The organism is Actinomadura sp. 21ATH, assembly GCF_041951345.1.
Lineage (GTDB): Bacteria > Actinomycetota > Actinomycetes > Streptosporangiales > Streptosporangiaceae > Spirillospora.
Genome location: NZ_JBGNUR010000005.1, coordinates 282,934 through 295,259 on the forward strand (window position 1 = coordinate 282,934; position 12,326 = coordinate 295,259).

13 protein-coding genes are annotated in these 12,326 nt (G+C 74.6%); 8 read left to right on the top strand and 5 right to left on the bottom strand.

What is annotated here, in order from left to right:
- Window positions 1–63 precede the first annotated feature (63 nt).
- Entirely contained in the window at window positions 64–963 is a 900-nt protein-coding gene (locus tag ACA361_RS18500) for an acetaldehyde dehydrogenase (acetylating) (RefSeq protein WP_375013254.1), read from the bottom strand.
- Between the two features lie 120 nt (window positions 964–1,083).
- Here ACA361_RS18500 and ACA361_RS18505 point away from each other — a divergent pair, with 120 nt between their 5' ends.
- From ACA361_RS18505 to ACA361_RS18540, 8 genes are all read left to right on the top strand, one after another.
- The gene (locus tag ACA361_RS18505) at window positions 1,084–1,836 is read left to right on the top strand and encodes an IclR family transcriptional regulator (RefSeq protein WP_375013255.1); all 753 of its coding nucleotides are present in this window, start codon (window positions 1,084–1,086) and stop codon (window positions 1,834–1,836) included.
- A gap of 111 nt (window positions 1,837–1,947) precedes the next feature.
- Window positions 1,948–3,162 carry a helix-turn-helix domain-containing protein gene (locus ACA361_RS18510; RefSeq protein WP_375013256.1) on the top strand — a complete coding sequence of 405 codons (1,215 nt, stop codon included), beginning with the start codon at window positions 1,948–1,950 and terminating at the stop codon, window positions 3,160–3,162.
- 80 nt (window positions 3,163–3,242) lie between these two features.
- The gene (locus ACA361_RS18515; RefSeq protein ID WP_375013257.1) at window positions 3,243–3,752 is read left to right on the top strand and encodes an HU family DNA-binding protein; all 510 of its coding nucleotides are present in this window, start codon (window positions 3,243–3,245) and stop codon (window positions 3,750–3,752) included.
- Window positions 3,753–4,018: 266 nt separating this feature from the next.
- Complete coding sequence (locus ACA361_RS18520; RefSeq protein WP_375013258.1) at window positions 4,019–4,252, top strand: hypothetical protein; 234 nt, start codon at window positions 4,019–4,021, stop codon at window positions 4,250–4,252.
- An 11-nt stretch (window positions 4,253–4,263) separates the two neighbouring features.
- Window positions 4,264–4,698 (top strand): zinc-binding dehydrogenase, encoded by a 435-nt coding sequence (locus ACA361_RS18525; protein ID WP_375013564.1) that lies wholly within the window; start codon window positions 4,264–4,266, stop codon window positions 4,696–4,698.
- Window positions 4,699–4,722: 24 nt separating this feature from the next.
- Window positions 4,723–5,004: an HPr family phosphocarrier protein gene (locus ACA361_RS18530; RefSeq protein ID WP_375013259.1), complete on the top strand. Its 282-nt coding sequence runs from the start codon at window positions 4,723–4,725 to the stop codon at window positions 5,002–5,004.
- A gap of 56 nt (window positions 5,005–5,060) precedes the next feature.
- A complete protein-coding gene (locus ACA361_RS18535; protein ID WP_375013260.1) occupies window positions 5,061–5,822 on the top strand; it encodes a DeoR/GlpR family DNA-binding transcription regulator in 762 nt (253 codons plus the stop codon).
- A gap of 34 nt (window positions 5,823–5,856) precedes the next feature.
- Window positions 5,857–6,678 (top strand): acyl-CoA thioesterase, encoded by an 822-nt coding sequence (locus ACA361_RS18540; RefSeq protein WP_375013261.1) that lies wholly within the window; start codon window positions 5,857–5,859, stop codon window positions 6,676–6,678.
- Here the strand turns inward: ACA361_RS18540 and ACA361_RS18545 are convergent.
- From ACA361_RS18545 to ACA361_RS18560, 4 genes are all read right to left on the bottom strand, one after another.
- On the bottom strand, window positions 6,634–8,430 hold the full coding sequence (locus ACA361_RS18545) for a GMC oxidoreductase (RefSeq protein WP_375013262.1): 1,797 nt from the start codon (window positions 8,428–8,430) through the stop codon (window positions 6,634–6,636). The genes ACA361_RS18540 and ACA361_RS18545 overlap by 45 nt on opposite strands.
- Window positions 8,431–8,559: 129 nt before the next feature.
- The gene (locus ACA361_RS18550) at window positions 8,560–9,525 is read right to left on the bottom strand and encodes a hypothetical protein (RefSeq protein WP_375013263.1); all 966 of its coding nucleotides are present in this window, start codon (window positions 9,523–9,525) and stop codon (window positions 8,560–8,562) included.
- Window positions 9,526–9,594: 69 nt separating this feature from the next.
- Window positions 9,595–11,196 carry an FAD-dependent oxidoreductase gene (locus ACA361_RS18555; RefSeq protein ID WP_375013264.1) on the bottom strand — a complete coding sequence of 534 codons (1,602 nt, stop codon included), beginning with the start codon at window positions 11,194–11,196 and terminating at the stop codon, window positions 9,595–9,597.
- Between the two features lie 8 nt (window positions 11,197–11,204).
- Complete coding sequence (locus tag ACA361_RS18560) at window positions 11,205–12,173, bottom strand: MBL fold metallo-hydrolase (RefSeq protein WP_375013265.1); 969 nt, start codon at window positions 12,171–12,173, stop codon at window positions 11,205–11,207.
- Between the last annotated feature and the right edge of the window lie 153 nt (window positions 12,174–12,326).

The window sequence follows — 12,326 nt, forward strand, 5'->3', positions numbered from 1 at the left end:
CCTCCGGGCGGGAGCCCTGGGGGTCTGGGCGTCCGCCCCCAGGAAGTGCGCTGATCTTCTCGGTCACGCGGTCACCTTCCTTCCTGCGGCCAGCCGCTCGCCGACGGAGGCGGCGGCCGCGGTCATGATGTCGAGGTTGCCGGCCCAGGGCGGCAGGTGGTCGCCGTTGCCGCGGACCTCCAGGAACACCGCGACGCGGGCGCTGCCGTTCCAGATGTCGCGCGGGCCGTCGAACTGCGGCTCGGCGCGCAGGGTGTAGCCGGGGACGTACGCGGCCACCTTCTCCACCATCGCGTGCACGGACGCGGCGACGGCGGCGGTGTCGGCGTCCGCCGGGATCGCGCAGAACACCGTGTCCCGCATGATCATCGGCGGGTCCACCGGATTCAGGATGATGATCGCCTTGCCCCGGCCGGCGTTCCCGACCCGCTCGATCGCGCGGGCGGTGGTCTGGGTGAACTCGTCGATGTTGGCCCGCGTCCCCGGTCCCGCCGAGCGGGAGGCGATGGACGCGACGATCTCCGCGTACGCGACCGGGACCACCGAGGACACCGCGTGCACGATCGGGATCGTGGCCTGCCCGCCGCAGGTGATCATGTTGAGGTTGGGCGCGCCGGCGAGGGAGTCCAGGTTCACCGGCGGGCACACGAACGGGCCCGCCGCCGCCGGGGTCAGGTCGATCGCCTGGATCCCGGCCGCGGCGTAGCGCGGCGCGTTGGCCAGGTGCGCCTTCGCCGACGTGGCCTCGAAGACCAGGTCGGGCAGCTCGTCGCGCTCCAGCAGCCAGTCCACGCCGCCCGCCGACGCCTCCACGCCCATCTCGCGGGCGCGGGCGAGCCCGTCGGAGGCCGGGTCGACGCCCACCATCGAGTGGACCTCGATCGCGTCGCTGCGCAGCAGCTTGACCAGCAGGTCCGTGCCGATGTTGCCGGGGCCGACGATCGCGGCCGTCGCCTTGCTCATGAGCCCTCCGTCCTTCGTTCCGTTTCCGCCGGCGATCCTGCGCCGCGCGGGCGGCGGCGGCCAAGGAACGCGTCCCACGTCACGGGACGGGCACCGGAATCGCCTGCATAGGCTGGTCCCGTGGCGGCGGCGACGGACGAGACCTACCTGCACCGGGTGGTGGCGGTGCTGGGCGCGTTCAAGGGCGAGGAGAACGCGGTCGGCGCGGCCGAGCTGGCCCGCCGTACCGGGCTGCCCAGGTCGACCGTGCACCGCATCGTGCTGTCGCTGGTCGAGGAGGGGCTGCTCGAGCGGCACGGCCCGGAGGTGCGGCTCGGGCTGCGGCTGTTCGAGATCGGGCAGCGGGTGCCGCGCCAGCGCGCGCTGCGCGACGCGGCCCGCCCGTACATGTACGACCTGCGCGAGGCGACCCGGCAGACGATCCACCTGGCGGTGCTGGAGGGCAGCGAGGTCGTGTACGTGGACATCCTGGCCTCCGCCGGCGGCCCGCCGCTGCCGTCCCGGGTGGGCGGCCGGCTGCCCGCGCACGCGACCGGCGTCGGGAAGGCGATCCTGGCGTTCTCCCCGCAGGAGACCGTGCGGGCCGTACTGGAGGGCGACCTGCCGCGGCTCAGCGAGCGCAGCACGGTCGCGCCCGGCCTGCTTGCGCGCGAGCTGGCCGGGATCCGCCGCGCCGGGGTCGCGTACGACCACGAGGAGTCCGGCCTGGGCGTGGTCTGCGCGGCCAGTCCCGTGCTGGGCGTCGACGGCGAGGTGCTGGGCGCCCTGTCGATCTCGGGCTGGAGCAGCCGGATGCGGCTGGACCACGTCTCCCCCGCCGTGCACACCGCCGCCCTGGCCCTCTCCCGGGCCCTGGGCCACCGCGACGCCTAGCCGCCGCTCAGGGGCGGGTTGTCCGGGTAGCGGGCCATCGGAGATTCCATGCGGCTAATATCACTATTGGGTTACTTGCCAGTAAACGGCCCGTCCACCCAGGAGGCGATCTTGAGCGAGCGATCGGGAACCGGGGTCAGGAAACCGCCGGAACCCTTCTGGGGAACGCTCCCGGTGGAGGTGGTCGAGCCGCTGTACCCGTACGTGGACGACGTCGCCCACGAGATGATCGAGTGGATCCGCGAGCGCATCCCCGAGTACGCCCGGCCGTTCGGCAGCAGCTACGGCAAGAAGATGTACGGCTCCGTCCGGCGCGCGGTCTCCGACTTCCTGGTCGTGGTGTCCAGCCCCGACGCCTCCTGGGAACCGGTGCGCGAGATCTACGCCGGGATCGGCGCGTACGAGGCCCGCAAGGGCCGCAGCCTGGAGAGCCTGCAGACGGCGATGCGGCTGTGCGGCCAGGTCGCCGCGCGGCTGTTCACCCAGACCGCGGCCCGGCTGGACTGGCCGCACGAGACGCTCGGCCGGCTGATCGAGTCGCTGTTCGCCTACCTGGACGCGATCTCCGCGGCGGCCGCCGACGGGTACGCGCGGGTGCACGACCGGCCCGGCAGCCAGCGCGAGCACCTGCGCGCCCGGCTGCACGCGATGCTGACCGGGGACGGGCTGGCCGACCGGGTGGCGATCACCCAGCTGGCACGCTCCACCGGCTGGGGCACGCCGTCCTCGATCGCCGTGGTGGCGGTGCGCGGGCTGGCCGGGCAGGCGCCGCCGCTGCTGCCGCCGCCGGTCCTGGCCGACTGGCAGAGCCAGGTCCCCTCGCTGGTGCTGCCCGACCCCGACAGCCCCGGGCACCGGCACCTGCTCGCGGGGCTGGGCGACCTGCCGGCCGCCGTGGGCCCGACCGTCGACCTCTCGCGCGGCAACGTCTCGCTGATGTGGGCGCGGCGGGCGCTGGAGCTGGCCGAGACCGGCAAGATCCCGGTGGGCGGGGTGATCCGCTGCGTGGACCACCTGCCCACGCTGGTCGCCTCGATGGGGCTGGACCTGATCGAGGCGGCGATCCCGCAGCGGCTGGCGCCGCTGATGGACCTCAACCCGAACCAGCGCCGCCGCCTGGTGTCCACGCTGCTCACGTACCTGGAGAACGGCCGCAACGCCGCCGCCGCGGCGCAGCGGCTCAACGTCCACACGCAGACCGTCCGCTACCGGCTGTCCAGCCTGGAGGACCTCTTCTCCGGCGAGCTGACCGATCCGGAGCGGCATCTGGAGCTGCTCCTGCTGCTGCACAGCTGGCAGCGGCTGCTCGAACCGGCCGCCGATTAATCCGCTTCCGTGGTCAACGCGTTCCCGCTGGTCTAGCCTGACCAGCACTGACGGCGCCACGCCACGGAAGGGAACCCGGGATGAACAAGAGCGAGCTCGTGGAGGCCGTGGCGGAACGGGCGGGCACCGACCGCGCGGTGGCCCGCCGCCATGTGGACGCGGTGTTCGAGGCGATCATCGACACGGTCACCGCCGGTGATCGCGTGCTGGTGACCGGGTTCGGGACCTTCGACCGGTTCGCCCGGCCCGCGCGCACGGCCCGCAACCCCCGTACCGGCCAGGCGATCGAGGTGGCGGCGGCCGACGTGCCGCGCTTCCGCGTCGGCCAGACCTTCAAGAACCGCGTCGCCCAGGGCAACGGCGCCCCGGCGCCGGCCGGAGCCGCGGTCCCCGAGCCCGCCGCGCCGGCCACGGAGGGCAAGAAGGCCCGCAAGGCCGAGAAGACGGAGAAGTCCGAGAAGCCGAAGAAGGGCAAGAAGGAGAGCAAGGAGGCCGCCGCCAAGGAGGCCGCCGCCAGGAAGAACGGCGGCAAGAAGGCCGGCGGGAAGAAGAAGGCCGCTTCCGGCAAGAAGGCCGCGAAGGCCCGCTGACACTCCGAACATCCGCGCGCACCCGAGCGCCCCGCCGAACCGGCGGGGCGCTTTTTCTTCGCCGCACCTCTTGCCCCGCCCACCCGTACGGGCGCAAACAAAGGAGAAACCACTCAAACGGGAGGGAAACAACATGCGGCGGGTGCGTGCATGATCGTCACGGTGACCCTCAACCCGAGCCTGGACCGGACGATCGAGGTGGACGTCCTGACCCGGGGCGAGATGATCCGCGCGCGCTCGGCGCGGCTGGACCCCGCGGCAAGGGCGTGAACGTCTCGCGGGCGCTGCTCGCCGGGCACGTCCCGTCCACCGCCGTCGTCACCGTCGGCGGCCCGGACGGCGACCAGCTGCACGGCCTGCTGCGCGCCGAGGGCCTGGCGGTACGGGCCGTGCCGGTCGCGGGCCGGACCCGTTCCAACGTCACGATCGCCGAGCCCGGCGGGGTGGTCACCAAGCTCAACGAGCCCGGCGCCGCGCTCACCGGCGCCGAACTCGGCTGAACCCCGAGCGGCTGGCCCGTTCCGCCGAGGTCGTCAAGCCGGACGCGGCGATCCTGGCCGAGGGGACCGACGTGGTCGAGGCGGTGCGGGAGCTGACCGGGGGGCGCGGCCCGGACGTGGTCATCACCGCGACCGCCGCGCACGCCCCGCAGGAGCAGGCGCTGCGGATGGCGGCGCCGGGCGGCCGGATCAGCTTCTTCGGCGGGCTGCCCAAGGACGACCCGGTCATCTCGTGCGACTCCAACCTCGTGCACTACCGCGAGCTGACGATCGTCGGCGCCAACGGCTCCAGCCCCGCGCACAACGCCCGCGCGCTGGACCTGATCGCGTCGGGCGAGGTGCCCGTGCGCGACCTCATCACCCACCACGTCCCGCTGGACGCCATCGGCGACGCGATCGACCTCGTCGCCCGCGGCGAGGCCATCAAGGTGACCGTCGAGCCTTAGGACTCAGAGAACTCAGGAGTGGACATGCCCGAACGCACCGTCGTCATCGCGTCCGCGCAGGGCCTGCACGCCCGGCCCGCGAAGATCTTCGTGCAGGAGGCGGTGCGGCAGCCCGTGCCGGTGCTCATCAGCGCCGGCGGCAAGGCGCCCGTACCGGCCGCGAGCATCCTCGGCGTGCTGGCGCTGGGCGCGAAGCGGGGCGCCGAGGTGACGCTGAGCGCCGAGGGCGAGCTGGCGGAGCGGGCGCTGGACGAGCTGGCCGGGCTGCTCGCCCGCGATCTGGACGCCGAGCCCGACCCGGCTTGACGGTGTACGACAATGGTCGCGGCAGGAGGACGTCCAGGACGGGTGGGACCACGACCATGTACGCCGAGGAACGGCAGCAGGCGATCCTGGACCGGGCCCGCGCCGCCGGCCGGGTCGACGTGGTCGCGCTGGCGGAGGAGTTCTCGGTGACGACCGAGACGATCCGGCGCGACCTCACGGTGCTGGAGCGGGCGGGCACGCTGCGGCGGGTGCACGGCGGCGCGATCCCGGTCGAGCGGCTGGGTTTCGAGCCGGCGCTGGCCGCCCGGGACGCGGTGCTGACCGAGGAGAAGGAGCGGATCGCCAAGGCCGCGCTGGCCGAGCTGCCCGCCGAGGGCTCGGTCATCATCGACGCCGGGACCACCACCGCCCGGCTGGTGCAGCTGATGCCGACCGACCGCGAGCTGACGGTGATCGTGAACTCGCCGCCTCACGCGGCCGCGCTGGCCGCCCGCACCAACCTGAACGTGATCATGCTGGGCGGCCGGGTCCGTCCCCGCACCCTGGCCACGGTGGACGACTGGGTGCTGCGGCCGCTGGCCGACCTGTGGGCGGACGTGGCGTTCATGGCGACGAACGGCTGCTCGGCGGCGCACGGGCTGACGACCTCGGACCAGGCGGAGGCGGCGGTCAAGCGGGCGATGATCGCCTCCTCCCGGCGGCGGGTGCTGCTGGCCGACCGCACCAAGATCGGCAACGACAACCTGGTGCGGTTCGCCGCGCTGCCGGAGATCGACGTGCTGATCACCGACACCGGCCTGGACACCGAGGCGGCCGCCGAGCTCGCCGCCGCCGGCCCCGAGGTCGTCCGCGCCTGAGGCGGGCCGCCGCGGTCCCTGTACGGTGACCCCCATGAGCGACGCCGCCCCGCCCGGGATCCTGAGCCTGTTCGACCTGGAGGAGCGGGAGGGGGACGCCTTCGTCGTCACGGCCGCCTCGACGATCGGGCGGGAACGGCTCTTCGGCGGCCAGGTGGCGGCGCAGAGCCTGCGCGCCGCGTGCCTGACGGTGGGGCCGGAGCGGCTCCCGCACTCGCTGCACGCCTACTTCATCCGGCCGGGGCGGCCCGGCGAGGAGCTGCGGTTCGACGTGGCGCGGACCCGGGACGGCCGCACGTTCACCACCCGGCACGTGACGGCGAGCCAGGGCGGCCGGCCGATCTTCGAGATGATCGCCTCGTTCCACGCCGAGGAGCCCGGCTACGACTGGCAGCCGCCCGCGCCGACCGCCGAGGTGCGGCAGCCGGAGGAGCTGAAGCCGCCGGACATGCCGAAGTTCTTCCGGCACCCGCCCGGCTTCGACGTCCGGATCGTGACCCCGGCCGGGCCGGGCGAGTTCCCGATGCGGCACCCGTTCTGGATCCGGTCCCGCGAGCCCGTCGGGGACGACCTGTCGCTGCACGCGTGCCTGATCACGTACCTGTCGGACATGGCCGTGGTCAGCAGCGCGCGGGCACCGGGCGCGCCGCGCGACCTGGCGGCGGCGGTCAGCCTCGACCACGCGCTGTGGTTCAACCGGCCGGCGCGGGTGGACGAGTGGCTGCTGTTCTCCGTGGACTCCGCGGCCAACTACGGCGCCCGCGGCCTGGCCCGCGGGACGCTGCACACCCGGGACGGGGCGCTGGTCGCGTCAATCGCTCAGGAGGCCCTCCTGCGGCCGGCCGGCGCGTTCTGACAGGCGCAGCGCGGCGGGCGCGCCCGCCGGCACGGCCGGGTCCTTCGGCGCGATCCAGTCCAGCCGCCGGTACGCGGCGCCCGGTTCGGGCCGCGGGTCGGGCTCCCCGCGGTTGGGCCAGAACGCCATCGCGCGCTCGGCCTGCGCGGTGATGGTGAGCGACGGGTTGACGCCGAGGTTGGCCGTCACGGCGGAGCCGTCCACGATGTGCAGGCCGGGGTGGCCGAACACCCGGTGGTACGGGTCGATGACGCCGTTCTCCGGCGAGTCGCCGATGACGCAGCCGCCGATGAAGTGCGCGGTCGTCGGGATGTCGAACAGGTCGAACCAGGTGCCGCCCGGGGTGGCGCCCAGCTCCTCGGCCAGCTTGCGGGTCGCCTCGTGCCCGACCGGGATCCAGGTGGGGTTGGGCTCGCCGGTGCCCTGCCGGGCCGTCAGAAGCCGCCGCCCGAACAGGCTCCGCCGCGCGCGCACGGTGAGCGAATTGTCGTGGGTCTGCATGACCAGCGCGATGATCGTCCGCTTGGCCCAGTCCTTCAGCGACAGCCCGCGCAGGATGACGGTGGGGTGCCGCGCGCTCTGCCCGAGGAACTTCGCCCAGCGGGGGAAGCGGCCGCCGCCGTCGACGAGCAGGGTGCGGATGGCGCCCATCGCGTTGCCGTTGACGCCGTACCGGGTCGGCTCGATGTGGGTGTTCTCGTCCGGGTGGAACGACGACGTGATCGCCAGGCCGGTGCTGTGGTCCACGTCCTTCCGGCGGTGCCACACGGTCATGCGCTCCACGCCCAGGAGGGCCTCGGAGTTGGTGCGGGTCAGCTCGCCCAGCCGCGCGGACACGTTCGGGAGGCGTCCCGTGCGGCGCATCTCGTGCAGGAGCGACTGCGTCCCGTACGTCCCGGCCGCCAGGACGACCTGCCCGGCGGTGAGCCGGCGCCGCCGCCGGAACGGGAGCGCGCCCGTCCGCACGACCTCCACCTCGTACCCGCCGTTCCCGCCGCCGCCCCTGGGCGCGACCGCCGTGACGGTGGTGTCGGGCAGGACGGCCACGCCCTTGCGCTCGGCCAGGTAGAGGTAGTTCTTGGTGAGGGTGTTCTTGGCGTTCGAGCGGCAGCCGACCATGCAGGAGCCGCACGCGACGCAGGCGTTGCGGCGCGGGCCGGCGCCGCCGAAGTACGGGTCGTCCGCCTCCTCCCCCGGCGCGGTCCCCTCGCCGCCGAAGAAGACCCCGACGGGCGTCGCGTGCCAGGTGTCGCCGGCGCCCATCCGCTCGGCGACGCGGCGCATCGCCTCGTCGGCCGGGGTGATGATCGGGTTGGGCGTCACGCCGAGCATCCGCCGCGCCTGGTCGTAGAACGGTTCCAGCTCCGCCTGCCAGTCGGTGATGTGCCCCCACTGCCGGTCGGTGAAGAACGGGCGCGGCGGCACGTACAGCGTGTTGGCGTACACGAGCGAGCCGCCGCCGACGCCGGCCCCGGCCAGCACGAGCACCTTCGCCTCGCCGCGGACGAGGTGGAACCGCTGGATGCCGCGCATCCCCAGCCGCGGCATCCACACGTACCTGCGCAGCCGCCAGTTCGTCTTCGGCAGCGTGTCCTCGTCGAACCGGCGGCCCGCCTCCAGGACCGCGACCCGGTAGCCCTTCTCCGCCAGCCGCAGCGCCGCCACGCTGCCGCCGAACCCGGAACCGACCACGATCACGTCGTAATCGTGGCCATGGCCGTCGGGGCGGTGCCGCCCGTCCGTTCCCGCCATGGCAGGACGCCTCCCGTCTCCCCCGACGAGTGCTGGACGACCGACTATCGACCCGCGGCCCGCACGACGCCATGTACCGGTGTGATCACTTCGCGGCGCGGTTTGTCAGGCGGATGACAACACCCCCCGCTACTCCTCCGGCGGCCGGCCGAGGGCGGCGCGGGCGCGGCGGGCGTCGCCGGCGAGCCGGTCGATCTCCGCGCGGGCCAGGTCGTCGCGGACGGTCGCGGCGAGCAGGTCGCGGTAGCGCGCGTTCTGCTCGGGGATGCGCCGCACGACCTGCCACTCGTGGTAGGCGTCGTCGGTCTCGCGCGCGTGCCGGGCGTAGGCTTCCAGGGCCTCGACGCGCTCGGTGACCGACCGTACCGACAGGTCGAGGGCGCGCTCCTGCGGCTCCAGCATCGCGCGCACCCGCTCGGAGAGCCGCTCGGGACGCTGGGCGGCGCGCTCGCGGCGCAGCCGGGTGTGCTCGGCCAGCGCGACCGCGATCGCCCATTCCTGCTCGGGGAGCGCGACCGCGTTGCCGACCTCGTCCAGCAGCCCGGCGGCGTGCGACTCCGAGGCCAGCACGGCGTCCACGGCCCGCTGGGCGCGCCGCAGCAGCCCGGCCGCGGGCCGGTCGAGGTCGGCGGGCAGCAGGTAGCGGCCGTGGTGCTCGCGGGCGGCGCGGGCGGCGGCGGGCTCGCGCACGTGCCGCAGCGCGCCGGCCACCCAGCCGGTGAAGCTCGCGGCGGCCAGCAGCACCGCCGCCTCGCCCTGGCCGAGCAGGATCAGCGCGATCTGGAGGAACGGCGTCGCCATCATGGCGACCACCGCGCCGCGGCCCCACCGGAAGACGCTGTCGAGCATGTCGTCCTCGTCGAGCGAGGCCAGGAAGAACACCCGGATCCAGCCGCCGGGCAGCACGCCGTAGAAGAACGCGAACAGCGGGATCCAGATCGCCCGCACGGCGATCGTGGCGGCGCCCGGCCGGGCCGCCGGGGGCGGGGGCAGCGTCGCGGCGACGAGCCGTTCGGGCGCGGCGGCGAGCAGGGCGCGGTCCGCGGCGGGGAGTGCGGGGTCGAAGACGGGGCGGGGGCGGCTGTCGTCGGTCATGCGCGCTCCTGGGGGGTCGCGGGCGTCGCCCTTCCGTGCTATCACGCGGGCCGGGCGCGCTCCATACGGCTATCCGGATCGGCCGCCGCCCTGCCCGCCCGGCCCGCCCGGACCCCCCGCCAGCGCGGTACGGACGGCCGCGGCCACCGATCCAGGATCGGGACCCGGCAGGGTCGCGGCCAAGTGCGCGTCGGGTCGGACCAGCCAGACTTCGCCGGGACGCATGTCGAGCGCCCCGGCCAGGTTTCCGGCCGCGTCCAGCACCCGGACGGGCGCGGCGGCCGCGGCGCGGGCGGCCGCGGCGCAGTCGTCGTTCCCCGGCGGGAGGATGAGCGTGAGGCCGTCGCGGAGCAGCTGCCGCAGCCGGGTGACGCCGGGCCGGTCCGGGAGCTCGACCGGCGCGTCCGGGACGATCACGCCGGGGGCGGGCGGGTGCACGGCGCCCTTGGGCGGGCGGCCCGTGAGCGGACGGGACGGCTCGGGCGTGGTGAGCGGCGACTCCCCGTACCAGAACGGCTCGGCGAACCGCCCGGAGTCGATGCCGCCGAGCTCGCGCGGGTCGGCGGCGGCGCGTTCGAGGGCGGCCGCGCGGCGGGCCCGCGCCTCCTCCCCCTGCGGGACGAGGAAGCGCATGGTGGCGGCGGTGACGTCGAGGTTCTCCAGGGCGGCGGCGCGCCGTTCGAGGTGGTAGGTCTCCAGCAGCTCCGGCGGCGCCCAGCCGCGCGCCACGAACGCGATCTTCCAGGCGGCGTTCTCGGCGTCGGGCACGCCGGAGTTGAGCCCGCGGGCGCCGAACGGCGCGTACAGGTGCGCGGCGTCCCCGGCCAGCAGCACCCGCCCGGCCCGCAGCCGGTCGGCGACGCGGGACTGGAACCGGTACACCGAGTGCCAGACGATCTCGTACGGGCGGTCGCCGATGATCTGCCGGACCCGCCGGTCGAGCGCGCCGGCGCCCTCCCCTTCCACCGCGAACCCGGGCGGCACCTGCCAGTCGATGCGGTAGCGCGAGCCGGGGCACGGGTGGATGAGCACCTGGCGGCCGGGGTTCCAGGGCGGGTCGAAGTAGAAGCGGCGCTCGCGCTCCCAGCCGGGCAGGTCGGCCTCCAGGTCGACGATCAGGAACTCGTCGTCGAAGCTCTCGCCGGGAAAGCCGATGCCCAGGCCGTCGCGGACGGCGGCGCCCGCCCGGCCGCCGCCCGAGCAGGCGACCACGTACGAGGCGCGGACCGGCTCGCCGGACGAGCACCGCACCGTCACGCCCTCGTCGTCCTGGTCGAGGCCCGCGACCTCGCGGCCCCACCGGACGTCGATCAGGTCGCGGCGGGCGGCGGCGCACCCGTCCAGGATCTCCTCGGTGCGCGCCTGGGAGATGTTGACGCACGGCGGCAGCGTGCCGGAGTCGTCGAACCGCCAGGAGAACAGCTCGCGGTCGCGGTAGTACGTGCGCGCCGTCGTCCAGGCCAGCCCCTCCTCGGCGATCCGGCCGGCGCCCGCGTGGCACCAGATGTCCAGGACGTCCCGCTGCTGGCAGATGGAGCGCGATCCGACCGGCGCGCGGGCCGGATGCCGTTCCAGTACCGTCACCGGCAGTCCCCAGCGGGCGAGCAGCAGCGCGGCGGTCAGCCCCACCGGCCCGGCACCGATCACCACGACGGGGTCCGCGGTCTCCATGGTCGCCCTCAGCCCTGCAGCTCGGCCCAGACCTCGCGGTCGCGTTCGGCGGTCCAGATCCGGGGGCGTTCGACGCCCTCCAGCTCGTCCCAGAGGCGGCTGACGTCGAACGGCAGGCAGTGCTCGAAGATCGGCCAGCCGCCGTAGGCGGGCGCGAGCGCGGCGTGCACGGCGGCGAAGGCGTCCTTGAGCGTGCCGCCGCGGTCCCGGACCCGCGCGGTCTCGGCGATCAGCACTTCGAGGAAGTCGCGGGTCTGCGCGATGGCGGCGCGCACCGCCTCGCGGCCGTGCGCGACCGCGCCGCGCCCGCCGACGAGCGTGCGGGCGCCGAACGAGTCGACGTGGTCGAGCGTGCCGGTCGCCCACTCGCGGTGGAACGCGTCGCCGGTGTAGAGCGCGGCCTGGGTCTCGACCAGGTCGCCCGCGAACAGGATGTGCTTCCGGGGCAGCCACGCCACGATGTCGCCCTCCGTGTGGCCGCGCCCGCAGTACGCGAGATCGAGGTCGCCGCGGTCGCCGCCCAGGTCGATCGTCAGGGTCTGCGAGAACGTGACCGCCGGCCAGGTGAGTCCCGGGATGCCCGCCGGCTCCTTGAACAGCCGGGGCATGCGGCCGTACTCCGACTCCCAGTCCTGCCGCCCGCGCTCGCGGATCAGCGACCGGGTGCGGTCGTGCGCGATGATCACCGCGTCACCGAACGCGCTCGCGCCGAGCGTGCGGACGGCGTGGTAGTGCGAGAGCACCAGGTAGCGGATCGGCTTGTCGGTGTGCTCGCGCAGCAGCGCCAGCCAGTCGCGCGCGGCGGCGGGCGTGGCCAGCGCCTCGAAGCAGACCAGGAAGTCCTCGCCCTCGATCGCCCCGGCGTTCGGGTCGCCCTCGGCCGTCAGGGCGTACACGCCGTCGGCGAGCACCTCCAGCGTCCGCTCCTTGCGCCCCAGGTCGGCGGACGACGCGAACGGCTTGGGCGCTCCGGGCATCGTTGCCCTCCTCGCACTCGTGGGCGGCGGGTCGCGTGGGATCACGTGCGGGGTTCATTCCACCCCGGTGTGCCCGGTAATCCCCGGAACGGGCGGCGGCGCGGCCGTTGCGGGGTGAGAAGGATCTTGTCTGGGGAAAGGATGGAGGGGCCC

Coding starts and splice junctions, on each gene's coding strand:
- ACA361_RS18500 (WP_375013254.1), bottom strand. CDS start 963: ATGAGCAAGGCGACGGCCGCGATCGTCGGCCCCGGCAACATCGGCACG.
- ACA361_RS18515 (WP_375013257.1), top strand. CDS start 3,243: ATGAACAAGAGCGAGCTCGTGGAGGCCGTGGCGGAACGGGCGGGCACC.
- ACA361_RS18545 (WP_375013262.1), bottom strand. CDS start 8,430: ATGGCGGGAACGGACGGGCGGCACCGCCCCGACGGCCATGGCCACGAT.
- ACA361_RS18530 (WP_375013259.1), top strand. CDS start 4,723: ATGCCCGAACGCACCGTCGTCATCGCGTCCGCGCAGGGCCTGCACGCC.
- ACA361_RS18540 (WP_375013261.1), top strand. CDS start 5,857: ATGAGCGACGCCGCCCCGCCCGGGATCCTGAGCCTGTTCGACCTGGAG.
- ACA361_RS18550 (WP_375013263.1), bottom strand. CDS start 9,525: ATGACCGACGACAGCCGCCCCCGCCCCGTCTTCGACCCCGCACTCCCC.
- ACA361_RS18555 (WP_375013264.1), bottom strand. CDS start 11,196: ATGGAGACCGCGGACCCCGTCGTGGTGATCGGTGCCGGGCCGGTGGGG.
- ACA361_RS18535 (WP_375013260.1), top strand. CDS start 5,061: ATGTACGCCGAGGAACGGCAGCAGGCGATCCTGGACCGGGCCCGCGCC.
- ACA361_RS18560 (WP_375013265.1), bottom strand. CDS start 12,173: ATGCCCGGAGCGCCCAAGCCGTTCGCGTCGTCCGCCGACCTGGGGCGC.